Annotated in this window: 24 protein-coding genes and 1 pseudogene; 18 read left to right on the top strand and 7 right to left on the bottom strand. The window is 65.9% G+C overall.

The annotated features are described in order from the left end of the window. Nucleotides 1-77 precede the first annotated feature (77 nt). The 7 genes and pseudogenes from QZH52_RS35875 to QZH52_RS35910 all read right to left on the bottom strand — a co-directional run bounded on the left by QZH52_RS35875 (nt 78) and on the right by QZH52_RS35910 (nt 4,811). On the bottom strand, nt 78-464 hold the full coding sequence (locus tag QZH52_RS35875; protein ID WP_301816074.1) for a DUF6306 domain-containing protein: 387 nt from the start codon (nt 462-464) through the stop codon (nt 78-80). Nucleotides 465-473: 9 nt separating this feature from the next. Continuing rightward, entirely contained in the window at nt 474-629 is a 156-nt protein-coding gene (locus QZH52_RS35880) for a hypothetical protein (protein ID WP_301816111.1), read from the bottom strand. Then, nucleotides 559-1,141 (bottom strand): annotated as a pseudogene (locus QZH52_RS35885) (nitronate monooxygenase). Before QZH52_RS35885 ends, QZH52_RS35880 begins: the two are co-directional and overlap by 71 nt. A gap of 243 nt (nt 1,142-1,384) precedes the next feature. Further along, complete coding sequence (locus QZH52_RS35895; RefSeq protein WP_301816076.1) at nt 1,385-1,828, bottom strand: universal stress protein; 444 nt, start codon at nt 1,826-1,828, stop codon at nt 1,385-1,387. A 43-nt stretch (nt 1,829-1,871) separates the two neighbouring features. Then, a complete protein-coding gene (locus tag QZH52_RS35900) occupies nt 1,872-3,032 on the bottom strand; it encodes a DUF488 family protein, N3 subclade (protein WP_301816077.1) in 1,161 nt (386 codons plus the stop codon). After that, nucleotides 3,026-3,397: an AMP-binding enzyme gene (locus QZH52_RS35905; RefSeq protein WP_301816078.1), complete on the bottom strand. Its 372-nt coding sequence runs from the start codon at nt 3,395-3,397 to the stop codon at nt 3,026-3,028. The genes QZH52_RS35900 and QZH52_RS35905 overlap by 7 nt, the downstream gene beginning before the upstream one ends. After that, entirely contained in the window at nt 3,333-4,811 is a 1,479-nt protein-coding gene (locus QZH52_RS35910) for a TnsB C-terminal domain-containing protein (RefSeq protein ID WP_301816079.1), read from the bottom strand. Before QZH52_RS35910 ends, QZH52_RS35905 begins: the two co-directional genes overlap by 65 nt. On the opposite strand from QZH52_RS35910, the gene QZH52_RS35915 reads away from it, so the two are divergent. The 18 genes from QZH52_RS35915 (at nt 4,810) to QZH52_RS36000 (ending at nt 22,758) form a co-directional block, all read left to right on the top strand. Continuing rightward, nucleotides 4,810-4,944, top strand: coding sequence for a hypothetical protein (locus QZH52_RS35915; protein ID WP_301816080.1), 135 nt, complete (start codon nt 4,810-4,812; stop codon nt 4,942-4,944). The two genes, QZH52_RS35910 and QZH52_RS35915, sit on opposite strands and share 2 nt — an antisense overlap. A 169-nt stretch (nt 4,945-5,113) precedes the next feature. Next, nucleotides 5,114-6,229, top strand: coding sequence for a DNA-binding protein (locus QZH52_RS35920; protein WP_301816081.1), 1,116 nt, complete (start codon nt 5,114-5,116; stop codon nt 6,227-6,229). A 1,085-nt stretch (nt 6,230-7,314) separates the two neighbouring features. Then, nucleotides 7,315-8,463 (top strand): acyl-CoA dehydrogenase family protein, encoded by a 1,149-nt coding sequence (locus tag QZH52_RS35925; RefSeq protein WP_301816082.1) that lies wholly within the window; start codon nt 7,315-7,317, stop codon nt 8,461-8,463. Beyond that, on the top strand, nt 8,460-9,614 hold the full coding sequence (locus QZH52_RS35930; RefSeq protein WP_301816083.1) for a thiolase family protein: 1,155 nt from the start codon (nt 8,460-8,462) through the stop codon (nt 9,612-9,614). Before QZH52_RS35925 ends, QZH52_RS35930 begins: the two co-directional genes overlap by 4 nt. Before the next feature lies 1 nt (nt 9,615). After that, nucleotides 9,616-10,014, top strand: coding sequence for a Zn-ribbon domain-containing OB-fold protein (locus QZH52_RS35935; RefSeq protein ID WP_301816084.1), 399 nt, complete (start codon nt 9,616-9,618; stop codon nt 10,012-10,014). Continuing rightward, entirely contained in the window at nt 10,011-10,409 is a 399-nt protein-coding gene (locus QZH52_RS35940) for a hypothetical protein (RefSeq protein ID WP_301816085.1), read from the top strand. The genes QZH52_RS35935 and QZH52_RS35940 overlap by 4 nt, the downstream gene beginning before the upstream one ends. A gap of 7 nt (nt 10,410-10,416) precedes the next feature. Further along, a complete protein-coding gene (locus QZH52_RS35945; protein ID WP_301816086.1) occupies nt 10,417-10,824 on the top strand; it encodes a MaoC family dehydratase in 408 nt (135 codons plus the stop codon). Continuing rightward, nucleotides 10,821-11,816, top strand: coding sequence for a thiamine pyrophosphate-dependent dehydrogenase E1 component subunit alpha (locus QZH52_RS35950; RefSeq protein WP_301816087.1), 996 nt, complete (start codon nt 10,821-10,823; stop codon nt 11,814-11,816). Before QZH52_RS35945 ends, QZH52_RS35950 begins: the two co-directional genes overlap by 4 nt. Further along, nucleotides 11,813-12,802 carry an alpha-ketoacid dehydrogenase subunit beta gene (locus QZH52_RS35955; protein ID WP_301816088.1) on the top strand — a complete coding sequence of 330 codons (990 nt, stop codon included), beginning with the start codon at nt 11,813-11,815 and terminating at the stop codon, nt 12,800-12,802. Before QZH52_RS35950 ends, QZH52_RS35955 begins: the two co-directional genes overlap by 4 nt. Nucleotides 12,803-12,819: 17 nt before the next feature. Further along, nucleotides 12,820-13,614: an enoyl-CoA hydratase/isomerase family protein gene (locus QZH52_RS35960; protein ID WP_301816089.1), complete on the top strand. Its 795-nt coding sequence runs from the start codon at nt 12,820-12,822 to the stop codon at nt 13,612-13,614. A 3-nt stretch (nt 13,615-13,617) separates the two neighbouring features. Then, a complete protein-coding gene (locus tag QZH52_RS35965; RefSeq protein WP_301816090.1) occupies nt 13,618-14,835 on the top strand; it encodes a dihydrolipoamide acetyltransferase family protein in 1,218 nt (405 codons plus the stop codon). After that, nucleotides 14,835-16,241 (top strand): dihydrolipoyl dehydrogenase, encoded by a 1,407-nt coding sequence (lpdA, locus tag QZH52_RS35970; protein ID WP_301816091.1) that lies wholly within the window; start codon nt 14,835-14,837, stop codon nt 16,239-16,241. Before QZH52_RS35965 ends, lpdA begins: the two co-directional genes overlap by 1 nt. A 43-nt stretch (nt 16,242-16,284) precedes the next feature. Then, nucleotides 16,285-17,439 (top strand): CaiB/BaiF CoA transferase family protein, encoded by a 1,155-nt coding sequence (locus QZH52_RS35975; RefSeq protein ID WP_301816092.1) that lies wholly within the window; start codon nt 16,285-16,287, stop codon nt 17,437-17,439. Between the two features lie 41 nt (nt 17,440-17,480). Next, nucleotides 17,481-18,443, top strand: coding sequence for a Bug family tripartite tricarboxylate transporter substrate binding protein (locus tag QZH52_RS35980; RefSeq protein WP_301816093.1), 963 nt, complete (start codon nt 17,481-17,483; stop codon nt 18,441-18,443). A 28-nt stretch (nt 18,444-18,471) separates the two neighbouring features. Then, nucleotides 18,472-19,644, top strand: coding sequence for an acyl-CoA dehydrogenase family protein (locus tag QZH52_RS35985; RefSeq protein ID WP_301816094.1), 1,173 nt, complete (start codon nt 18,472-18,474; stop codon nt 19,642-19,644). An 18-nt stretch (nt 19,645-19,662) separates the two neighbouring features. Then, nucleotides 19,663-21,165 (top strand): AMP-binding protein, encoded by a 1,503-nt coding sequence (locus tag QZH52_RS35990; RefSeq protein ID WP_301816095.1) that lies wholly within the window; start codon nt 19,663-19,665, stop codon nt 21,163-21,165. A gap of 23 nt (nt 21,166-21,188) precedes the next feature. Continuing rightward, nucleotides 21,189-21,995 (top strand): SDR family NAD(P)-dependent oxidoreductase, encoded by an 807-nt coding sequence (locus QZH52_RS35995; RefSeq protein WP_301816096.1) that lies wholly within the window; start codon nt 21,189-21,191, stop codon nt 21,993-21,995. A gap of 13 nt (nt 21,996-22,008) precedes the next feature. Next, nucleotides 22,009-22,758 carry an electron transfer flavoprotein subunit beta/FixA family protein gene (locus QZH52_RS36000; RefSeq protein WP_301816097.1) on the top strand — a complete coding sequence of 250 codons (750 nt, stop codon included), beginning with the start codon at nt 22,009-22,011 and terminating at the stop codon, nt 22,756-22,758.

Raw genomic sequence — 22,758 nt, forward strand, 5'->3', positions numbered from 1 at the left:
TAAGGGCAGCAGCAGGACCATAGCGACCTTTGCATCACTGCAGAGACCATCGTGCGCGCTGAGCGGGGCCCGTCAGATCAGGTGCGGCTCCGATCCCCTTCGGTCGCCAAGACGAGCAATTGATTCTGCATTTCCGCGATGTTGTGCTCGTGCGAAGAGAGCATCTCGCCCAATTCTTCCTGAAGCAGACTCTCGGGCAAGCGCGGAATCAGGTGTCGCAGCCGTCTGACGACCCACTCCTGGCCGCGGTTCAGGAACGCCAGGCGCGCTGCCAAGCCATCGATCGCCATGGTCTTCGCGAAGAAGTCGCCGGTCCGTGTGCTGGGCGTTTCGCGCCGAGCCTGGATGGCCTTGATCAACATGCCACACCACCTGACCTCGTCGCGCCGGGCAGATTGGAGCACCTGTCGCAGCCCCTCTCCTACTTCCTGCGGCTCCGCCTGGCCCAGGTACGCCCCGTCCAATTCGACCGCCTAGCAGACAGGCGACGAGAGCTCGACGGGGAGCGCTGGAGCGTCGAATGCGACGTGCAACGCCTTGGCCGCATCGCGGGCGATGTCACGAAGGCGCTCGGCTGCGAAGAGCACGTCCCGGATGCGTGCGACGCCCTCTCCCGCGTAGAGCGCCATGGCTTCCAGATCCGCCGGTTGTCGACCTCAAAGGTGAGTCCGTATTGAACAGATAGATCGGGCGCTTCGGCTCGGCGCCAATGGGCGTTCGGCTGCTCGAGAAAGGGTCTCCGCGCTCCCCTTTGGTCACGCTGTTCTTCAGCACGCGCACCATGTCGCCGCGTGGCCAGTTAATGTGGAAGGCGTCCGTCAACACGGTCCCTCCCTCCTTTGCCTCAACGATCGCCTGCTTGTGGAAATCGTGCGCGAACGACTCCTTGGTCGCGAGGAGGGCCGTTCCCAGCAGCGCGCCCTGCGCGCCCAACGACAGGACGGTCGCCACGTCGTGTCCGTCTGAAAGGCCCCGCAGCCAGAACGGGAACACCGACCGCGTCCAGCACTTGGAGAAGCACTTCGATTAGCGGCAGGCGGTCCCGCACATGCCCACCGGCTTCGCAGCCCTGGGCCACCACGACCTGCGCTCCCGCCTGCTGCGCCATCCTCGCTTCGTCGGCGGAACCCACTTGGCACATGACCAGGATGCCCGCTGACCGCAGGCCGGATGAAGGCCGGCGTCTCGCGCACCATGCCCAGAAGGCCGAATCCACCCGCAAGACTCACCGCACTCACGAGCTCCGAACGCGCAACGCCGCCCATCCCCGCAAGCACCAGCGGGTAGCGACACCCGAGGAGGTCGCACACAGGTCGATGGAGGGAAACCGACTCCAGCGCCCCTCTGGCGACGAATCTCGTGTCAGCCTTCATCGCGGCACCTTTCAGCGTATAACCAGCACCGGCACTTTCGAGTGCGCCAGGACCTGATCCGTGTCGCTGCCGATCAACAAGCGCGCAAAGCCGGATCGACGATGAGACGCCATCACGATCAGATCGCTCCCGTGCTTGTTTGCCGCAGCGATGATGGCATCGGCGACGCCATCCGAGACGGCAATCGACGTCGTCAGGTGTATGCCGCTGGCCTCGGCGCGCGCCACCATGGATTGAAGCCCACCTTCGGCCTGACTCACGGATCGGGCCTCGGCGCTTGCGATCTCCTCGGGCGAGAACGCTACGACGCCATCAAAGTAGTTCATGGCATACCGGGGCACGACACGCAGCGCCACTACGTCCGCGTTGCGCTCGAAGGCCAGTTCGATGGCGCTGTTCATGGCCCTGTCGCAAAAGCTCGTGCCGTCTGTGGCAACCAGGATGTGCTGGAACATGAGAATTTCTCCTTCAAACGTTGATTGAGGCCGTGCCCGGCGGTCAAAACATGGGCTGCCATTCGCCGTACTGCAATCGCCGGTCTTCCACGCCGCATACGCCCGGAATGTTCTCGGCGGCGATGCGCGCGGCATCGCGGTCGGCGGCCCGCTGCACGACCCCCACGTAACTGACGATGCCGTTATTGACGAAGACATTCGACCAGGTCCCCGACCACCAGGACTGCCTGCTCAGCTCCGCCAGCAAGTTCTTCCGTATCGATTCATCGTCCATGCCCGGTGGCGCAGGTGTGGCGGAAAAGCCGTCGCTCGCGGCCAGCGCGCGCATCAGGTCAGCGCGCGTGACCAAGCCCTTCAGTTCTCCGCGTTCGAGCACGGGAATGCGCCGAATGTTGCGCGCCTCGAAGATCACCGCGATCTGCGAAAGCGGCGCGTTCACCGAGACGGAAACGAAATCGCTGCTCATGACATCCCTGGCGCGCCCGCCGTTGGCCCGGACATAGGCGGCGGGAGCGGGGTCGAGATGCGTGAGCCGTTGCCACCATGTCCGATAGTCTCCCCAGTGGTCCGTCCCGATCTCGTGGCGGTGCAGAAGATCGCCGTCGCCGACTACACCGACGACCTTGTCGTCCTCCATCACCAGCACGCCGCTGATGCGGTGCGCGAGCAGGATCTCGACGATGTCGTGCAGGCTGGTCTCCGGTGTCACGGTAATGACCGCTGAGGTCATGATGTCGCTGGCTTTCATGGTCGCTTTCCTTTCTGGGTCTGGGCGCAGGAAGCGCCCTTCGATCAACACGTCTTTCAGGACGATGCCGTGGCTGAGTGCGGTGTCGCTCGCATCGCAAAGCAGCGTCAGCCCGCCGCGCATGCGAAGGTCGTCGAGCAGAAGCAGAGGATCCTGATGGACCGACAGCTCCTCACAGTACTTGCGGGCAAACTCATCCTTCCTGTCAGGGTCGTGGGCATACCACTGGCGCAGATGCGGACTCGGCGCGATGTCCTCGAGCCACAGGTCGATGATCAAGGCCTCCCGCGACACACCCCGGGGCCACAGACGATCGACGAGCACGCGCATGCCGTCGTCGGGGGAGGCCGGCTCGCGGGCTCGCTTGACGCTCACGGGTTGTCGATCACCGCGGTGCCTCAGAACCTTCGCCGGCAGTGCGGGCCCGGACAAGCGCGTGAGCAGGGTGGTCAGCATGGGGCGCTTTCACCGAGTCGAGCTTCCGCATCGCGGCGTCCTACGATCAGCGCCTCCAGGACAGCGGCATCCGCCAATGTCGAGACGTCGCCCAGGTCCGAAGCTTCGTTCGCGGCGATGCCGCGCAGCAGCCGCCGCAGGATCTTCCCGGAGCGGGTCTTAGGCAGCGCGGGCGCCCACTGGATCGCGTCGAGCGTAGCGAACGGGCCGATGCGGCCGCGCACCCACTGGATGAGGGTCTCGCGCAGCTCGTCACTTGGCTGGACCTCCGCGTGGAGCGTGACGAACGCGTAGAGGCCCTCACCCTTGATCGCATGGGGAAGGCCCACGACGGCCGCCTCCACGACGTCGGGGTGCGCCGTCAAGGCGGCCTCGATCTCCACCGTTCCGATTCGATGCCCCGAGACGTTGACGACATCGTCCACCCTGCCGGTGATCCAATAGTAGCCAGTCGGCGCAGCGCGCCTCGAAGTAGGTCTTCTTGTCAGTGGTGACGAAAACCCGCGAGAGATCCTCCGGGTGATAACGCACGATGACCTCTTTCCGCGTCTCGCGCCATGCCGCGAACACGGGGTGCCAGTATCGGATATGGAAAACGGTCAAGCCATCACGCTGGATGGTCCTCAATTTGAAGGGAAGGAACTGCACGACAAATCGCAACGCCTTATCAGGGTCGGCCGGCAACTGCCGCGGCGGCGATGTGCTGGCGAGGGTCTGCCAGACTCCCGCAGGTGTGGCGTCCTGAAGGCCCCGATGCGCACTGTGGTGGTAGCGCTGTGCAATCTCCAGAACCATCCATCGCTCGTACTCCGCCAGTGTGAGTGCCGCCCGCTCTTCGGATCTTCTCTCCTTGCGGCCGTCGGTCGAACCACCCGTAGCGCCGGGTAAGCCTCGCAGGCGCTCCATCAACGTTCTGTTCAAGCGCTCGACGTGTCCGCCGAAGTGAGGTCGCCCTATCGGACGATAGACCAGATCGATCCCGTACTGAGCGCAGCCGGTACGAAGCGCCCTGCTCCTGAACTCGGCGGCGTTGTCCAGGTGCAATGCCTTGGGCAGCCCATGCATTGGCCAGTTCGTCTCGACGCCAATGCTGGCCAGCCAAGCCGCCTTCGGCAACGCCACTCGGGTCAGCAACAATGCGACCGTGGCAGCACTCGGCCGCTCCATGGCGATATAGACCCCGACGACACAACGAGTGGCAATATCAATCGCCACCGTGATCCACGGACGGCCGATCGGTTTGCGCCAATGCTCGTCCACCACAACCAGGTCGGACTGGGTGTGGTCGATCTGGATCAGTTCCATGGGGTCTTCGGCAACCAGGTGACCGGGCGGGTTCTGCGCGCCCGGCGCATTGGCCAACCGTGCCGCTTCCGCTTCCCGATGCTGTGTCCAACGGCGCGCCACCGTACTGCGCGATGGCGACGTCAGGCCAGCACGAGAGCAGCGCGCCCGAATCTGAAGCGTGAGGTCCAGCTGCGGATGAGCAAGGTCTCGCTGTCGGGGCAGCCATCGGGTCAGGGTGTCGCGGATGACCTCCTCCACCTCGGGATCCAATCTTCTAGCACCGACTTCGGGCCCCGGTGCTTTGGCCGAGACTGATGTCGCAACCGGATCCTCCAGAAATCGTTTGCGTAGTCGATATACGCTGGTCCAGTGCAGGCCAAGCAACTTGCCAGCGCTTTGCGCCTGTTTCATCGACATGGCCTTTCGGCCAAGCGGGCGCAACACCCGCGCGATCTGGGCGGCACGTTCAGAGGGCTCGGAATCGCTGGTCATGGCTGCACTTGCGAGATTCAAGAGCATCGCAGGCGCACTTGCAAGAACTCAGAACACACCGTTGCCGCTGTTGCCGGCCCACGACAGCCAGAACCTCGCCGCAAAATTTGAAATTCTTCCGACAAAACAATGACTTATCGAAACCAGTCAATAGCACCGTCTTTGCACATGATTAGCGGGATCTAAGAACGCCAACAAAATTCGCCAACTTTTCAACCTTCCGTGCTCGCCCCCGAAGGGACGCCAAGGAGACGGATGTTGGTTCTTTATGTCACCTTGGTCTTAGCCCCCCGGAGCAGCCCATGGAAAGCCCCAGTTCGAACGCCAGCACCTTCCCGCCGCGCGGTGGCCGCGGGATTCAGGAGGCCCAGGTCTGGGAAGCGGCCGACGCGCTGCTGCATGAAGGCCTGCGCCCGACCATCGAGCGCGTACGCCAGAAGATCGGCAGCGGCTCGCCCAACACCGTGAGCCCCATGCTGGAGCGCTGGTTCGCCACGCTCGGCAAGCGCCTGGATGGCCACGGAGCCAACCTGACCGACGGCGAGGCGCATCAGCTGCCCCTGGGCATCGTCCAGGCCGCCAAGCTGTTCTGGGAAACTGCCCGCCGCGAGGCCGATCAGGTCCAGGTCCAAAAGACCGAGGCAGCCCGGCGCGAGATCGAGCTGCAGCGCGAGGCCCTCGCCCAGAAGGAGTCGGAGCTCACCCAGCGAGAGACCTCCTTCGAGCAGGCCCGGGTGGCGCTAGATGAGGCCATGGCGTCCTCGCGCCAGGCGGTGACGGCCATGGAGGCCCAGATGCACACACAGCAGCAGGAATCTGCTCGCCTGCTCAGTGACGCCGAAGCCGAGGTGCGGCGCCTGCGCAAGGCGTTCGACGAGGCCGTGGCCGGCAAGGAAGCGCTGCGGGAGAAGGCGGCGATGGAACTGGGCGCTGCGCAACGTGATGCCAGGGAGGCCGAGCAGCGCCATGTCGCCCATGAGCGCCGGCTTCTGGCCGACGTCGACCGTGAGCGGGTGGCCGCGCGCCAGGCTGCCGCGGATCTAGCGAAAGAGCAGAAGGCCCGCGCGGTGGACCTCGACTCGGCACGCGCCGCGCAGGAGGCGGCACAGCAGGCGCTCCAGGCCGAGAAGGCCGCGCACCGCGATGCCGCCGCCGCGTGGTCCCGCCAGCAGCAGGAGGGCCAGGTCGAACTTGCGACACTGCGCGAGCGCGCCGCCGGGGCAGAGCAGCGGGCCGCCGACCTGGCCGCGCAGCTGGAGCGCCAGCAGGGGCAGGCCGAGCGGGAGATTGCGCAATTGCGGGACAGCCAAGCAGCTACGGCAGCAGCGCTGCGCCAGCTCGAGGCGCGCAGAAGCGACGATGGGGGCGCAAAGCCTCCGACGGGCCGCGCAGCAGCGAAGGGCAAGAAGACGACCTAGCCGAGAGCCCTGGGGGTCGCATGTCTTCCCATACGGATGATGAACGAGGACCATCGCGGATTCGAAAGGACGCGCGCTGATGCTCCTGCCTTCGGTTCCCAGCGCAGTCATGCGCTGGCGCTGTCATGCACGTCCAGACTCTCGAGTCGCTGATCGAAGACCTATCCATCCACCTGATGGAAAAACGCGGCCTGGGCACTTCGTAGGCCGGGTGATTGGCACCCTCTCTTCCGGGCCACCGTGGTCGAAATCGCCACGGGTCATCGCGCGCTCCTCCGCAAGAAAGCTTGCGCCGGGTTCGGCTCCATGCTGCACCAGCCCATCCGCGCAGGTGGGAGCGCGGACAAGAGCCCTCAGGAACCCATATCGATGTCGAACCTGCGCCATGTCGAGCTCTCGCACCGCTGCGGCACCCCGCCTGTGCACAATGCGCGCCCACGCACCAACCCGCTACCGCTTCACCTCTAGCCTGGCGGCGCACTGTGCTGCGATCATTCCAATGTGCTGTCAACGCAAATGGTCGCGCCGCGGCTCACCGCCTCCACTGGTAGCGTGCATTCAAGACATGCGACATCGGTCAATTGGTCGTCTCATCCCTCTGCGTTGGCAGCGCCGTTGCGCCCCGGCACCGACAATCAGCGCACGTGTAGCTTGCTGCAATCTTCAGCCGCCTGAAGCCCTCGTCGGGCGGCGATAGGTCGCACCGTCCGAGACTCCGCAGGCGACAAATGCCGTCCCCAGCGAATCCAGCAGCTTCTGACGTCCTCGCACACGTGCGGATCCGCTGCCTCGCACGGGTCACTCACTCGGGTGGCGGGGCCACGCCGGCGAAAGCCGACACGCGCCCATAGCCTGAGATCGACTCCGACAGGACTCGCGCGCTTTACTCGCCGGCCAGGGTGCGCCGAGCCTGGAGGACCACCGGCACATCGACCATGTGGCCGAGTTGGCACGCGCAACGCGCCGGTGCTGCCGCCACAACTCCCACTTTGCAACTGTTTATCTTGACGGGTCAATCCGTCGCCCGTATCATTCTTCCTGTGGAATACTATTCTTCCACGCGAATTTCTTGCCAGGATGCTTCCATGTCGCTTTCCTTTCAGTTCTCCAACGAACACGAGTCGGTACGAGAGACCATTCGTCGGCTGTGCCGTGACGAAATGGCCTCGCTTGTCGAGGCGGCCGAAGAGAACGAGGTGTTCCCGAAGCACGTCTTCAGGCGATGGGGCGAGCTCGGTCTGCTCGGGGTTCGCTACCCAGACACCGATGGCGGCAGCGGCATGGACAAGGTGTCCGACTGCATCGTGCGCGAAGAGCTGAGCTACATGAGCCAGGCCTTCGCGACCAGTTGGTCGGCCCACACCCACCTGGGCATCTGGCCCATCTGGAAGATCGGCACCGAGCACCAGAAAGAGACCTACTTCAAGCCCGCGCTTACGGGCGAGAAAATCTCGGGTTTCGGCCTGAGCGAACCCGATGGCGGCTCGAATGTGCGGGCGCTCAAGACGCGGGCCGAGAAGGTCGATGGGGGGTGGAAGCTCAACGGCAGCAAGCTCTACATCACCAACGCCCCCTTTGCCGACTTCCTGCTGGTAGCCGCGCGCACGCGCCCGGAACTGACACCCGAAGCCATCAGCCTGTTCATCGTGGACCTGCCCAACAAGGGGTTCGACATTCACAAGCTGCGCAAGGAAGGCATCCGCGCGTCCGAAACGGGCCTGATCCACATCGAGGACGCCTTCGTGCCAGACAACTGTCTGCTCGGTGAAGTCGAAGGCACCTACCCAGTCATCATGGAATGCCTGAGCGAGAACCGGGTGGGCGTGGCCGCCAACGCATTGGGGATGGCCCGTGCCGCCTTCGATGTGGCGCAGGCCTATGCCAATGACCGCATCGTCGCCAACAAGCGCATCGGCGACTACCAGGCCATTGCGCACAAGCTGGCCGACATGTCGGCCCAGATCGAGGCGGCCAAATGGATGGTCTACTACGGCGCCTGGCGAGTGGACGAAGGCACGCTGGACGCCGCCACGGCCGCCCGCATCAAGCTCATTGCCAGCGAGACCGCCCTGGCCGTGAGCGAGCAGGCCATCCGCATCCACGGCGGGGCCGGGATCATGCGCGAATACCCGGTCGGCCGCATCCACCGCGACGCCTTCGTCTATGTGATCGGCGAAGGCACCAGCGAAGTGCAGCGCAACATCATCGCGCGCAGCCTGGGTTTCAAGCCGTGACGATGAACGCCTTCATCACCGGCGCCTTCGACACCGCCGTGGGCGAATTGCCCGGCAGCAGTTGCATGGGCCTGCACGCGCAGGCCGCCATGGGTGCGGTGGACGACGCGGGCCTCAAGCTCTCAGACATCGATGGCGTGCTCTGCGCCTATTCCTTCACCCAGCCGCACCTGATGCTGGCCTCCGTATTCTGCGAGTACCTGGGCATTCACCCCGGCTTCTGCGCCGCCGTCCAGGCAGGCGGGGCGAGCGCGGCCATCATGCTGATGCAGGCCGCGGCCCTCGTGGCCAGCGGCCAGTGCAGGCATGTGCTCGTGGTCACTGGCGACAACCGTGTCACCGGCATGTCTCGCGATGGTGCTGTCGCCGCACTGTCGGAGGTGGGGCATCCCGAATTCGAGCGGCCGTTCGGCATCAGCGTGCCGGCCTCCTACGCCCTGGTCGCGCAGCGTTACATGCACGAGTATGGCGTGACGTCGGAGCAACTCGCCGCCATCGCGGTCGAGCACCGCCGCCACGCCGGGCGCCACCCCAAGGCCCACAAGCGAGAACCCATCACGGTCGAGGAGGTGCTGGCCTCCCGGATCATCGCCTCGCCGCTGCACATGCTGGACTGCTGCCTGATCTCCGATGGCGGAGCTGCACTGGTGATCAGCTCGCGAGCTGCTGCGGCCGACACGCGCGGCAAGCCGGTGGAGATCCTCGGTGCGGGCCAGGGCCATACCCATGAGCACATCGTCGCCGCGCCCAGCCTCACCGACTTCGGCTGCAAGGCGTCGTCGCGTGCCGCCTTTGAGCGCGCCGGCGTCAAGGCGGCTGACATCGACGTTGCCGAGATCTACGACTCCTTCACCATCACGCTGGCGGTCGAGCTCGAATCGATCGGCTTCTTCCAGCGCGGCGAAGCCGGCGCGGCGGCAGCCCAAGGCGAACTGGGCCTGGGCGGCCGCCTGCCCTGCAACACCCATGGCGGACTGATGTCCTATGGCCACTCCGGCGCGGCCGGCGGGATGTTCCATGCCGTGGAAGCCGTTCACCAACTGCGCGGCCGCGCCGAGGCGCGCCAGGTGAAGGATGCCCGGCTCGCATTCGTCCATGGCGACGGCGGGATCCTGTCCGCCCATTGCTCGCTGGTCCTGGGAGTGAATTGAGATGCCCCGTCCTTTGCCCAACCCCACCGCCGATTCCCGTCCCTTCTGGGACGGTTGCGCGGCCGGCGAGCTGCGCTATCAGCGCTGCGCCCGCTGCGGTCAGACGCAATTGATCCCGCGCGCGCTTTGCGCCGCCTGCCAGCACGACCAGTTGCAATGGCAGACCTCGCGCGGCCTGGGCCGCATCCTGAGCTTCACCGTGGTGCACCGCGCCCCGACGCCGGCCTTCAAGGAGGAGGTGCCGTACGTGATTGCCATCGTCGACATGGAAGAGGGCTTTCGGCTCATGGTCAACGTGAAGGATGGCGCCGGCAAGGCCTTGTCCATCGGCCAGCCCGTGTGCATCGGCTACCGCGCCGTCGACGGTTCCACCCTGCCGCAAGCCGAGGTCGTCGAATGAAAGCGCAGGCCATCACCTTCGCCGATTTCGAGCCCGGCCGCGAACTGGGCGCCCATGTCGAAGCCTACGCACCCGCATTGGCGACATCTTGGCAGAGTATTTTCGGCCGCACGGCTGCCGGGGGAATGGCCGAGGGCGCGAGCCTCGCGGTGGTGCTTGCCATGCGCGCCTACCTGACAGTAGTGAGCCCGCGCCCCCCCGGCAACATCCAGGCACGGCAGCGCTTTCAGATGCACAGCGTGCCTCGTACCGGCGAAGCCATTCGCTCCGAGGTCCGCTGCATCGACAAGCAGATCAAGCGCGAGCGGCTGTACGTCGACCTGCAGGTCCAGGGCACTGGCGAGGACGGGCGCGTGCTCTATACGGCCGTGATGAGCCTGATCTGGGCCCAGTGAGAACACCATGAACCAACTACCCGGGACGCTCGCGTCCGCGCGCCTGACCGTCGAGCCGCCGCTCATCGCGTCCTATGCGGATCTGACACAGGACTTCAATCCCATCCATCTGGATCCGGCATTCGCCGCCAAGACGCCCATGGGCGGGCTCATCGCCCACGGGACGATGTCCATCGGACTGATCTGGCAATCGCTTGAACAAAGCCTGGGGGCAGCGGCCTTTGCCGACGCCGACCTGGACATCCGCTTCGTCAAGCCGGTGCGTCTGGGCGAGACGCTGGTGGCCGGCGGACGCCTGCGGGCGGACGATCCCCGGACCTATGACGTCTGGGTCCGCGCCGAACAGGACGACAGCGACCGACTGATCGGCAGCCTGCGGCTTGCCGCCCCCCTCGCCACCGGAGCCACACCATGAGCACCCGAAAAAATGCGCCGTCCCCTGCGGCGCAGCAGGAGCGCCTGCTTGCGCTGTGGCAGACCATGACGCTCGTGCGCCAAGCCGAGCTGGCCCTGGTCCGCCTGTTCGCCGACAGCGAAGTGCCAGGCTTCATCCACTTGAGCGTCGGCCAGGAAGGCATCTCCACAGGCGTCGCGTCTGCGTTGAAGCCGCAGGACACCCTGGCCACGAATCACCGCGGGCACGGCCACGTCCTGGCGCGCGGCATGGACCTCGACGGCTTTTTCAAGGAGATCATGGGCCGCGCCGGCGGCCTGTGCCAGGGGCGCGGCGGTTCCATGCACGTGGCCGATCTGAGCCTGGGCATCCTGGGTGCGAACGGCATCGTCGGCGCCGGCATTCCCATCGCGCTGGGCAGCGCCATCGCTCACGCGGTGCGTCGCACCCAAGGGGTGGCCGTCGCCTTCTTCGGTGACGGCGCCATGGCCGAGGGCGTGCTGCACGAGACACTGAACATGGCCGCCCTCTGGAAATGCCCGCTGCTGCTGGTGTGCGAGAACAACGGCTGGAGCGAGTTCTCGCCCACCTCGCGCCAGTTTGCCGCGCAGCTGGAGGCCCTGTCGGGCGCTTTCGGCATCGCCTACCAGAAGGTCGACGGCAACAACGTGCTAGCCGTGAGCGACGCCTCCCGGCGCGCCGCAGAGGCGGCGCGCAGCGGCAGCGGACCGCAGGTGCTGGAATGCATCACGCAGCGCGTGCGCGGCCACTACGAGGGCGATCCCCAGAAGTACCGCGATGCGGCCGAAATGGGCCTGGCCGCCGAAGCCGACCCCGTGCAGCGCGCACGCGCCGCCCTTCTCGAGTTGGGCTGCACCGAAGCCCAGTTGCAAGCCGCAGGCGCCGAAATCGACGCCCGCGTCGAGGCTGCAGTGGCCGCGGCCCGCGCGGACGCCCTCCCCGCCTTCGAACCGGCCCTGGCCGATGTCTACACCCCGGAGCACAGCCGATGAGCGCGACGCCAAAGCAACCGAGCGAGATGCGCTATGCGCAGGCCGTCAGCGAGGCCCTGCGCGACGCCATGCAAGCCGACGACAGCGTGGTCCTCTGGGGCGAGGACATCGGCGCGGCCGGTGGTTCCTTCAAAGCCACGCGCGGCCTGCAGGAGGCCTTCGGCGCCGAGCGCGTACGGGACACGCCAATCTCCGAAGCCTCCATAGTGTCAGCCGCCGTCGGCGCTGCGCTCACGGGCCTGAAGCCGGTAGTGGAGATCATGTTCATGGACTTCATCACCTTGTCGATGGACGCGCTGGTGAACCAAGCTGCCAAGGCACGCTTCATGTTCGGCGGCCAGGGCAGCGTGCCCATGGTGCTGCGCACGCCGCATGGCGGTGGCCTGAGCGCCGGCCCGCAACACTCGCAGTGCCTGGAGGCCTGGCTGGCCCACATCCCGGGGCTCAAGGTGGTCTGCCCCAGCGCGCCGCAGGACGCGTATTCGCTGCTGCGCGCATCCATCCAGGACCCGGACCCCGTGATCTTCGTGGAGCACAAGGGCCTATATGCACGCAAAGGTCTGGTGGACACAGGCGAATCCGCCGCGATCGGCCAAGCGCGCATCGTGCGTCCGGGTAAACATGCCACGGTGGTGAGCTACGGGGCGACCGTGGCCACCAGCCTGCAGGCGGCGCAGCAGCTGGCCGGCGATGGGATCGAGGTCGAGGTGATCGACCTGCGCTCGATCCAGCCCTGGGACCGGGCGACCGTGCTCGAGTCGCTGTCGCGCACCCATCGCATGGTCGTGGCGCACGAGGCCGTTCGCGACTTCGGCGTGGGCGCCGAGATCGTGGCTACGGTGATGGAAGAAGGCTTCGACGAGCTCGATGCCCCCGTGTTGCGCGTTGGCGCCCCGTTCATGCCGGCCCCCTTCGCCACCTCACTCGAACAAGGCTACGCGATCCATCTCGAGTCGATCGTGCGCGCCGTCCGCCAGACGCTTTGAAACGAACAGGAGACGCCATGTCCGAAACCACCAACGATCTGATCCTCACCCACGTGCAAGACGCGGTGGGCGTCATCACCATCAACCGTCCCAAGACGCTCAACGCTCTGAACGTCGAGACGCTGCTGGCCCTCGAAGCCGCGCTTACCGGTTTCGAGCAGGATCCGCAGGTGCGCGTCATCGTGCTGACCGGCGCGGGCGACAAGGCGTTCGTGGCCGGTGGCGACATCGCGGACCTCAACAGCCGGCAGGGCCTGGCGCACTACCGGGAATTTGCGGAGGTGATTCATCGCGTTTTCCGGCGCTTCGAGGTCTGCGACAAGCCCACCATCGGCGCCATCAATGGCTGGGCGCTCGGCGGCGGCACGGAACTGCTGCTCACGCTGGACATCCGGCTGGCGGCCGAGGAGGCCAAGCTCGGCCTGCCCGAGATCACGCTGGGCCTCTTCCCCGGGGCCGGCGGGACGCAGCGAATCATTCGCCAGGTGCCCCTGTGCCGGGCCAAGGAGCTGATGTTCACGGGCGACCAGATCACGGCACAAGAAGCGGTGCAGATTGGCCTGATCAATCGCACCGTGCCGCGCGCCGCGCTGATGGACGAAGCCATGACACTGGCGCGCCGCATCGCCGAGAAATCACCCATCACGCTCAAGTTGCTCAAGCGCACGCTGCGCGACGGCGCGGACATGCCCCTGAGCGCGGCCATCGGCCACGAGCAGGCCATGATCGGCCTGGTTCTCGACAGCCAGGACGCGCACGAGGGCTGCAGCGCTTTCCTCGAAAAGCGCAAGCCCCAGTTCACGGGACGTTGAGCGATGCGCCGTGAACTGCTGATGCCCAAGCTGGGCCTGACCATGGCCGAGGGCGTGATGACGGAATGGCTGCTCGCGCCGGGCACCGCTTTCAAGGCCGGCGACAGCATCTTCATCATCGAGTCGGAAAAGGCGGCCGTGGAAGTGCCGGCCGACGCCGATGGGGTGCTGCTGGAGATCACCGCCCAGCCCGGCGAAACGGTGCCGGTCGGCGCCGCCATCGGCTGGTGGGACGACACGCGCACGGGGGACGACACGGCCACCGCACCTGCAGCTGATGCGCACGAGCGGAAACCGGGAGCGCCTGCCGCTGTCGCGCCCGCCCCTGCCCCTGCCAAATCTCCTGCCACGGTCCCTGCAGCCACCACTGGCGGGCGCGTAGTCGCCACACCGCTGGCTCGGCGACTGGCCCAGCAGCGCGGCGTCGACCTGCGAAACCTGCGCGGCAGCGGTCCGCGCGGGCGTATCCGCGCCGACGATGTGCCGGTCGCGCAAGCATTGCCAGCGGCCGCGGCATCCACCGCGTCGGGAGCCGATGGATCCTTGCGCAAGCCAACCGCCATCGAGAGCACGATCGCGCAGCGGCTGGTCGCCGCCAAGCAGCAGATCCCGCACTTCTACCTCTCCTCCGAGGTGGAGGTCTCTGCGCTGCTGACCCTGCGCAGTGAGATCAATGCGGCCCAGTCCGGCGTTCGCCTCACGCTCAACGACTTCCTGGTCGCCGCGGTGGGCCGCGCGCTGGCTGACATGCCCCAGTCCAACCGCGTGTGGACAGATGACGGCATCCTCAGCCTCCCCACGGCTGACGTAGGCATGGCGGTGAACACCGAGCGAGGCCTGATGGTGGCCGTGGTGCGCGACGCGGGCCGCCTCCCAGTGTCGGAAGTGTCCCGCAGCGCCAAGGCGCTGATCGAGCGCGCCCGCATCGGGAAGCTTGGGTCTGTCGACATGGCCGGCGGTGCCATCACCGTGTCCAACGCCGGCATGCATGACGTTACCGCGATGAGTTCCATCATCAATCCGGGCCAGGCCATGATTCTGGGCGTAGGCAGTGTGCGCGAGCTGTTCCGGCCCGATGCGACCGGCGCCCCCGGGTTGCGGCGCGAGATCACGCTCGTGCTCTCGGCCGACCACCGCGTGCTCGATGGAGCCTCGGCGGCCGAGTTCCTCAAGCGCATTCGGGAGCACCTTGCTCGTCCCCTCGGATTGATGGTGTCCTGATGAGCACGCCATCCGACAACTTCGATGTGCTGGTGCTGGGCGGCGGTCCCGGTGGCTACGTGGCCGCGCTGCGTGCCTCGCAACTGGGACTGAAGACTGCGCTGGTCGAACGCGAGCACTTGGGCGGCATCTGCCTGAATTGGGGCTGCATTCCGACCAAGGCGCTGCTGCACGGCGCCGACCTACTGCGCACCTTGCGCCATGCGGCCGACTACGGCATCCAGGTGAGCGAGCCACGGACCGACCTTGCCGCCATGATCGCGCGCTCGCGCGGCGTGGCGAACCGGCTCAGCGGTGGCATCGGCGGCCTGCTCAAGAAAGCCAAGGCACAGGTCTTCGCGGGCGAAGCGCAGTTCGCATCGGGGGAACAGGTGCGGGTGACGATGGCGGACGGCAGCATCCAATCCCTCCAGGCTCGCCACACCATCATTGCCACAGGCGCTCGCGCGCGGGCCCTGCCCGACCTCCCCTTCGACAGCAACAAGGTGTGGAGCTACCGAGACGCGCTGTCAGCACAGCGTCTGCCCTCATCCCTGCTGGTCGTGGGCGCCGGCGCCATCGGCCTGGAGTTCGCGAGCTTCTATGCCGCACTGGGCACGCGTATCACGGTGCTGGAAGCGCAGCCGCGCGTGCTGCCCGGGAGCGACGCCGACGTCTCCGCCTTCGTGGAGAAGACGATGACGCGCGACGGCGTTGCATTCCTCACCGGCAGCACGCTGGTGCGCACGGAAGAAACGCCAACGGGCCTGCGCGCGACCGTGTGCGGCCCGCGCGGCGAAGAGACGATGGAGACCGAGCGCATGCTCGTCGCCATCGGGCTGGTCGGCAACACCGAGACCCTTGGCCTCGAGAAGACCCGGGCCAAGGTCGAACGCGGCCTGATCAAGGTCAACGACTGGGGCGAGACCACGCATCCCGGCATTCATGCCATCGGCGACGTCGTCGGTCTGCCAATGCTGGCGCACAAGGCCATGCATCAGGGCATGGTGGTTGCGGAACGCATCGCCGGTCAGCACCTCAATGGACCCGCGCCGCACCCGGCCATCCCGGCCTGCACCTACGGCCACCCGCAGACGGCCGGCATCGGCATGAGCGAAGAAGAAGCCAAGGCGCAGGGGCGCACGCTGCGCGTCGGCCGCTTCCCGCTGGAAGGCAATGGCAAGGCCGTGGCGGTGGGTGAAGCGGCCGGCTTCGTCAAGACGCTCTTCGACAGCGGGACCGGCGAGTTGCTCGGCGCGCATATCGCGGGCCCCGAGGCCACCGAAATGATCCAGGGCTTTGCAGTGGCCATGGGACTGGAGAGCACCGAAGCCGAACTGATGGCGACCGTATTTCCCCATCCCACCATCTCGGAAGCGATGCACGAATCTGTGCTCGCGGCCTACGGACGCGCACTGCATATCTGAACGCCCGAAAGGGCAACCACCAGGCACAGGAGACACACACGTCATGAACTCGCTTCGCAATGCACTCCAGGGCATCCGGGTGCTGGATTTCAGCCAGGGCATCGCAGGCCCCCACGGCGCCTGCCTGCTTGGAGAGATGGGTGCCGAGGTGTTCAAGATCGAGCCGCCCGAAGGCGACTGGCTGCGCGTGCTGGGCGCCCGGCGAGGAAAGTCCAGCGTGCTCTACGCCACCTTCAACCGGGGCAAGCGCGGTCTGATGCTTAACCTCAAGGACAAGAAGGCGCGTGAGGTGGCGCTCCAGATGATTGCCGAAGCCGACGTGATGTTGGAAAGCAACCGGGCCGGTGTGATGAAGCGGCTCGGGCTGGACTACGCCACGGTGCGCGAGATCAACCCGCGCCTGGTCTACGTCTCGGTGTCGGGTTTCGGCCAGGACGGCCCCTACACCGACCGTCCGGCTACGGATGCGGCGGTGCAGGCCTACACCGGTTTTTCCTTCGGCGTCAGCGACATGGTCACGCCGGTGCGAGTGCGACTATCGCTGGTCGACGTCATCACTGGAATCTACACCAGCAACGCCGTCGTGGCTGCGCTGCTGCAGCGTGGGCGCACGGGCGAGGGCCAATACATCGACATGGCCCTGGCGCACTGCATCACCGCGGTGCAAGGCTACAAGTACGCCGAGCACGAACTGACCGGAGGCGAAATCAGCGGCGAGCTCTTCGCGGGCATCGGCATCTACAAAACGGCCGACGGCTTCATCGCCATGTCGGCGATGAAGGAGCAGCACGTCATCGATCTGATGACGGTCCTCGGCCTTGAAAGCCAACTGCTGGAACCCCGCTTCGCGACGCCCCAGGGCCGTTTCGAGCGCCAGGGAGAACTGCGCCAGATGATGGCCGAGCGCTTCGCGCGTCAGCCCTCCGCGCACTGGCTGCCAGCGCTGCGCCGAGCCGACCTGATCCACCAGGAAGTTCTCAGCTACGACGCCTACCGGCGCGACCCCCAGGTGCTGGCCCGGGAGTTGTTCGTGCCTACCGACCTCAACGAGATGGGCACCTTGCCCACCGTGCGCATGCCCGGCCTGCTCGCGGGCAGCCCCAGCCCTGCCCCACCTCCTTCCATCGGTCAGCACACCCGCGAAGTGCTGTGTGAAATGGGACTGGACGCCGCCGCCATCGAAGCCTTGACCCCCTGAAGCCAGCAACGCTCAACCACCTGAGGAGACAACCCATGAACATGTTCCGACGCTCGCTCGTCTTCGCCGCTATGCTGGCCACCGGCCTGAGCGCGACCGCCCAGAATCTGCCCGCCGACAAGCAGATCCGCATCATCGTGCCCTATGCAGCGGGTGGCACGTCCGACATCCTCGGCCGCAAGCTGGCACAGGCCCTCGGCGACAAGCTGGGACGCCCGGTCATCGTGGACAACCGCGCCGGCGCCGGTGGCGCCATCGGCACGGAAGCCACCGTGCGCGCCGACCCCGACGGGACCACCATCCTGCTGCACAGCGGTGCCATAGGGACCGAGCCGGCGCTCAAGCGGCAGATCCCTTACGACGTCACGCGTGACCTCGCGGCCGTCACCACCGCCGTGCAAGGCCCCTTCGCCCTGCTGGTCGCGCCGCAATTACCTGTCAAATCGGTGCCCGAGCTGATTGCCTATGCCAAGGCCAATCCCCAGCTCGTGAACTTCGGCACGCCCGGAGCCGGCACTTCGGTGCACCTGGCCAGCGAGCAGTTCAAGCTCGCGGCAGGCATCGACGCGACACATGTGCCCTACAAGGGTGCCGGTCCGGCCCTCACCGCCCTGATGGCAGGCGACGTTCAATTCGTCGTGGATCCGCTGGCCACCGCCAAGAAATTCGCCGAATCCGGCAAGGTCAGAGCCATCGCAGTCACGACCGCGAAACGCAGCGATCTTTGGCCCTCTATGCCTACGGTCGCGGAAGGCGGCCTGTCCGGCTTCGACTCCACGGTCTGGTACGGCATCTACGTGCCTGCCAAGACGCCCGCCGAAACCGTTCGACTGCTCAACAACCATTTCGTCGCCATTCTCAAGTCCAAAGAGATGGTCGAGTGGCTGCGTGAACAGGGCCTGGAGCCGGTGGCAGACACGCCCGAGCAAGCGCGCCAATGGCTCCTCAAGGACATCCAGCGCTGGAAGTCGGTGGTCCAGGCCGCCGGCATTAAGCCCGAGTAAGCCCCCCAACAACTAGGACCGACAGACCATGGACTTCCAACTTAATGACGTGCAGCGAATGATGGTCGAATCGGCTCGCCAGGTGGGCGAGCGATTCGGACTCGAATACTGGCGCGAGCACGACGCCAAGAAGGCCTTTCCCAAGGAGTTCTGGCTTGCCGTCTGCGAAGCCGGCCTGGGGGGCGCGGCGCTGCCCGAAGCCTACGGCGGCAGCGGCCTGGGCATGTTCGAGCTCTCACTGATCGTGGACACACTGGCCTCCACCGGCGGCGGGTCCACGGTGGGGCAACTGTTCATGATCAATCCGATCTTCGGCGGCGTCTCGATCTCTCGCTTCGGTAGCGAGAAGATGAAGCAGGAGGTGCTGCCCAAGATCATTTCTGGCGAGATCAACTGCAGCATGGCGCTCACGGAGCCTGATGCCGGCACCAACACTTTGGAGCTCAAGACCTTCGCACGCGCGGAGGGCGACGGCTGGCGACTTTCGGGTCGCAAAGTGTGGATCACGGGCGTGGCCTCGGCACAGAAGATGCTAGTTATTGCGCGCACCAAGAAGCTGGCCGATTCCAAGTCGCGCACCGACGGCCTGACCATGTTCATGATCGATGTGGAGCGCGAAGGCTTGACCCACACGCCCATCGACAAGCTCGGCACCTGCACACTCGATTCAAGCAGTGTGTTCTTCGACGACGTGCGCGTGGAGCCGGACGAATTGATAGGCACGCTGCACGGCGGCTGGCGCGAGCTGCTGGACGTGCTCAACACCGAGCGCATCGTGACGACCTCCGGCCTGGTGGGCTCGGGCTCGCTCGCGATTCGCCTGGCCGTGGAGTACGCCAACGACCGTAAGGTTTTCGGCGATCGCTCCATCTCCTCCTACCAGGGCATCCAGTTTCCGTTGGCCCAGGGCTATGCGGAGATTCAGGCCGCCCGCTTGCTCAACCACAAGGCCGCGACCAATTTCGACCAGAACCTGCCCTACGGCAGCGAAGCGAACGCCGCCAAGCTGCTGGCGGCGCAGGCTTGCAGCACCGTCACCGAGAAGGCCATGCAGGCGATGGGGGGCATGGGCTACGCCAAGGAGTTCCACCTCGAACGCCTGTGGCGCGACTGCCGCTTGTTCCGCTTCGCGCCGGTGTCGGAGGAGATGGTGCTGAATTTCATCGCCAACCACGACCTGGGCATGCCGCGTTCTTACTGATCGCCCTGGAGCACGCCCATGGTCAGTCTTCACAACGCGGTCCGCTACTGGGCCGGACGCGCGCCGGAACGATGTGCCCTGGTCTACGCCGGGCAGCGCATCGGCTACGGAGACCTCGAACGGCGGGTGCAGCACGCCGCAGCCCTCCTCGCTGCGCAGGGCATCGCGAAGGGCGACGTGGTTGCGCTACTCATGAAGAACAGCGCCGCCTTCATCGAACTGTCCCTGGCCGTCGGCCATCTCGGCGCGGTACTGTTGCCCATCAACTATCGGCTGGGTGCGGAAGAGGTGGAGTTCATCCTGCGTCACGCGGGCGCCAAGCTGCTGCTTGCCGACGAAGAGTTCCCGCTACCGACGGGGGTGCTCCCCCAGGTGTTGCATGTGAATTCGAAAGCGCAAGCCGACAGCCGCAGGCTCGGGCCGGCCACGCCATGCAAGGAGGGCGACCTCGTGCGGCCGGAGGACCTGTTCCGCCTGATGTACACGTCCGGCACCACAGATCGCCCGAAGGGCGTGATGCACAGTTATCAGAATTACCACTGGAAGTGCCTGGACCACATCAGCGCGCTGGGCCTGACCGAGCACAGCCGCCTGCTGGTGGTGGGGCCCCTGTACCACGTTGGCGCCTTTGACCTGCCGGGCTTGGCCGTCCTGATGACAGGCGGCATGCTGGCGGTGGTGCGCGATTTTTCCGAGGAGGCGGTCCTGTCACTGATCGCACGCGAGCGTCTCACCGGCGCTTGGCTGGCGCCCGTCATGCTCAGTCGCCTGCTCGCTCATGAGCGGCGATCCGCGCATGACGTGTCGAGCATGCAGTGGGTCATCGGCGGCGGGGAACGCACGCCCGAGCAACGGATCCGGGACTTCGGCTCGCTGTTCGGCCACGCGCGCTACATCGATGCCTATGGCCTCACCGAAACCTGCTCCGGCGACACCATGATGGACCCGGACCGCGAGATCGAAAAGATCGGCTCCACGGGCCGGGCGCTGGCGCATGTGGAGATCCGCGTTTGCGACGACACCGGGACTCCCTTGCCCGCCGGCGAGGACGGGGAAATCTGCCTGCGCGGCCCGAAGGTCACGTGCGGCTACTGGCGCGACGAGGCCAGGACCCGCGCGAGTTTCCATGGCGGCGACTGGTTCCGGACCGGCGACGTCGGCTACCTGGATGCCGAGGGCTACCTGTTTCTGACCGACCGCAAGAAGGACATGATCATCAGCGGCGGCGAAAACATCGCCTCGTCCGAGGTAGAGCGCGTGCTCTACCAAATGCCCCAGGTCGCGGAGGCGGCGGCGATCGGATTGCCGGACGAGCGCTGGGGCGAATGCGTGGTCGCCGTGGTGGTGCTCAAGGCCGGAGAGAGCCTGGACCTGCCTCAGCTCCTGACCTTCTGCTCCGGCCGCCTCGGCGGTTTCAAGACACCCAAGAAGCTCTTCATCCGGACCGAGCTGCCCCGCAACGCCTCGGGCAAGGTGCTCAAGCGAGACCTCCGCGACCTGCTGGGCGCTTCGGCCCTTTAGTCCCCCCTTCACCAGGAGTTCCCATGAATATTGCCCTGCAACTGGCCGGTCAAACAGCCCTCGTCACAGGCGGTGCCAGCGGCATCGGCTTGGCGTGTGCGCAGCAGCTGAGAGAGTCGGGTGCCCACGTGGTCGTTGCCGACCTGAACTTCGACCTGGCCCAGAAGGTCGCCGCATCGCTCAACGGAGAAGCGCTGGCAATCGACGTGGGCGACGAAACCTCGGTCCAAGCGGCGGCGCAAGCCATGCGCGAGCGCCATGGAGCCCTCCACATCCTGGTCAACTCTGCGGGCGTTCTGCAGCGCACGCTTCCGCCTGAGAAGCTCTCGCTCAAGGAGTGGGACTTCGTGTCTCGCATCGATCTGCGCGGCACCTACCTGTGTTGCGCATTGTTCGGCGCCGACATGGCTGCACGGGGCCGTGGAGCCATCGTGAACATCGCATCGGTGGCGGGCATGACGTCCGGACCGCTGCATTCCTACGGTCCGGCGAAGGCCGGCGTCATCAGCCTGACCGAGAACCTGGCCGCCGAATGGGGACCGCGCCGGGTCCGTGTCAACTGCATCTCTCCCGGCTTTACCGAGACGCCGGCGCTCGACAAGGGCTTCTCTACCGCCACCCTGTCGCAGGACGATCTGGAGCGAAGTTCGGCCCTGGGACGACTCGTCAAGGCCGACGAAATTGCGAAGACCGCTGTCTTCCTGTCTTCCGATTGGGCTTCGGCGATTACCGGCGTCAATCTGCCTGTCGATGCCGGCTTCCTGGTGGCCACGCCTTGGGCTGCCTATGGAGGCCTCAGGAAGTCCTCGCCAACCGCGCATCAGAACTAAAGAGAGGCCTGAAATGAAGATTCTTGTCCCCGTCAAGCGGGTCGTCGACTACAACGTCAAGGTGCGCGTGAAGAGCGACGGCACCGGTGTCGATATTGCCAACGTGAAGATGAGCATGAACCCCTTCGACGAGATCGCCGTCGAAGAGGCTGTGCGACTGAAGGAGAAGGGCGCCGCCACCGAGATCATCGCGGTCTCGTGCGGCGACGCGAAGTGCCAGGAGACCCTGCGCACCGCGATGGCCATCGGCGCCGACCGCGGCATCCTGGTCGATACCACCGAAGAGCTGCAGCCGCTGGCCGTGGCCAAGCTGCTGAAGGCGCTGGTCGACAAGGAGCAGCCCGGGCTGATCATCCTGGGCAAGCAGGCGATCGACGACGACGCCAACCAGACCGGCCAGATGCTGGCGGCCCTGGCCGATCTGCCGCAGGCCACATTCGCCTCGAAGGTCGAAGTGGCGGGTGACAAGGTCAACGTGACGCGTGAAGTCGATGGCGGGCTGGAAACCATTTCTCTTTCCGTGCCGGCCGTCATCACCACCGACCTGCGCCTGAACGAGCCGCGCTATGTGACCTTGCCCAACATCATGAAGGCCAAGAAGAAGCAGCTGGACACGTTCAAGCCGGAAGACCTCGGCGTGGACGTCAAGCCGCGCCTGAAGACCCTGAAGGTCAGCGAGCCGCCCAAGCGCGGTGCCGGCATCAAGGTGCCCGATGTGGCAACTCTCGTCGACAAGCTGAAGAACGAAGCCAAGGTCCTCTGA

The sequence above is a fragment of the Variovorax ginsengisoli genome (assembly GCF_030486595.1).
Lineage (GTDB): Bacteria > Pseudomonadota > Gammaproteobacteria > Burkholderiales > Burkholderiaceae_C > Variovorax > Variovorax ginsengisoli_B.

Bases quoted from the DNA above. Each gene is read 5' to 3' on its own strand.
- QZH52_RS35940 (WP_301816085.1), top strand. From the start codon at position 10,011: ATGAAAGCGCAGGCCATCACCTTCGCCGATTTCGAGCCCGGCCGCGAA.
- QZH52_RS35985 (WP_301816094.1), top strand. From the start codon at position 18,472: ATGGACTTCCAACTTAATGACGTGCAGCGAATGATGGTCGAATCGGCT.
- QZH52_RS35995 (WP_301816096.1), top strand. From the start codon at position 21,189: ATGAATATTGCCCTGCAACTGGCCGGTCAAACAGCCCTCGTCACAGGC.
- QZH52_RS35950 (WP_301816087.1), top strand. From the start codon at position 10,821: ATGAGCACCCGAAAAAATGCGCCGTCCCCTGCGGCGCAGCAGGAGCGC.
- QZH52_RS35960 (WP_301816089.1), top strand. From the start codon at position 12,820: ATGTCCGAAACCACCAACGATCTGATCCTCACCCACGTGCAAGACGCG.
- QZH52_RS35955 (WP_301816088.1), top strand. From the start codon at position 11,813: ATGAGCGCGACGCCAAAGCAACCGAGCGAGATGCGCTATGCGCAGGCC.
- QZH52_RS35975 (WP_301816092.1), top strand. From the start codon at position 16,285: ATGAACTCGCTTCGCAATGCACTCCAGGGCATCCGGGTGCTGGATTTC.
- QZH52_RS35935 (WP_301816084.1), top strand. From the start codon at position 9,616: ATGCCCCGTCCTTTGCCCAACCCCACCGCCGATTCCCGTCCCTTCTGG.
- QZH52_RS35920 (WP_301816081.1), top strand. From the start codon at position 5,114: ATGGAAAGCCCCAGTTCGAACGCCAGCACCTTCCCGCCGCGCGGTGGC.
- QZH52_RS35895 (WP_301816076.1), bottom strand. From the start codon at position 1,828: ATGTTCCAGCACATCCTGGTTGCCACAGACGGCACGAGCTTTTGCGAC.
- QZH52_RS35910 (WP_301816079.1), bottom strand. From the start codon at position 4,811: ATGACCAGCGATTCCGAGCCCTCTGAACGTGCCGCCCAGATCGCGCGG.
- QZH52_RS35880 (WP_301816111.1), bottom strand. From the start codon at position 629: ATGGCGCTCTACGCGGGAGAGGGCGTCGCACGCATCCGGGACGTGCTC.
- QZH52_RS35990 (WP_301816095.1), top strand. From the start codon at position 19,663: ATGGTCAGTCTTCACAACGCGGTCCGCTACTGGGCCGGACGCGCGCCG.
- QZH52_RS35945 (WP_301816086.1), top strand. From the start codon at position 10,417: ATGAACCAACTACCCGGGACGCTCGCGTCCGCGCGCCTGACCGTCGAG.
- lpdA (WP_301816091.1), top strand. From the start codon at position 14,835: ATGAGCACGCCATCCGACAACTTCGATGTGCTGGTGCTGGGCGGCGGT.
- QZH52_RS36000 (WP_301816097.1), top strand. From the start codon at position 22,009: ATGAAGATTCTTGTCCCCGTCAAGCGGGTCGTCGACTACAACGTCAAG.
- QZH52_RS35980 (WP_301816093.1), top strand. From the start codon at position 17,481: ATGTTCCGACGCTCGCTCGTCTTCGCCGCTATGCTGGCCACCGGCCTG.
- QZH52_RS35915 (WP_301816080.1), top strand. From the start codon at position 4,810: ATGGCTGCACTTGCGAGATTCAAGAGCATCGCAGGCGCACTTGCAAGA.
- QZH52_RS35925 (WP_301816082.1), top strand. From the start codon at position 7,315: ATGTCGCTTTCCTTTCAGTTCTCCAACGAACACGAGTCGGTACGAGAG.
- QZH52_RS35900 (WP_301816077.1), bottom strand. From the start codon at position 3,032: ATGCTGACCACCCTGCTCACGCGCTTGTCCGGGCCCGCACTGCCGGCG.
- QZH52_RS35965 (WP_301816090.1), top strand. From the start codon at position 13,618: ATGCGCCGTGAACTGCTGATGCCCAAGCTGGGCCTGACCATGGCCGAG.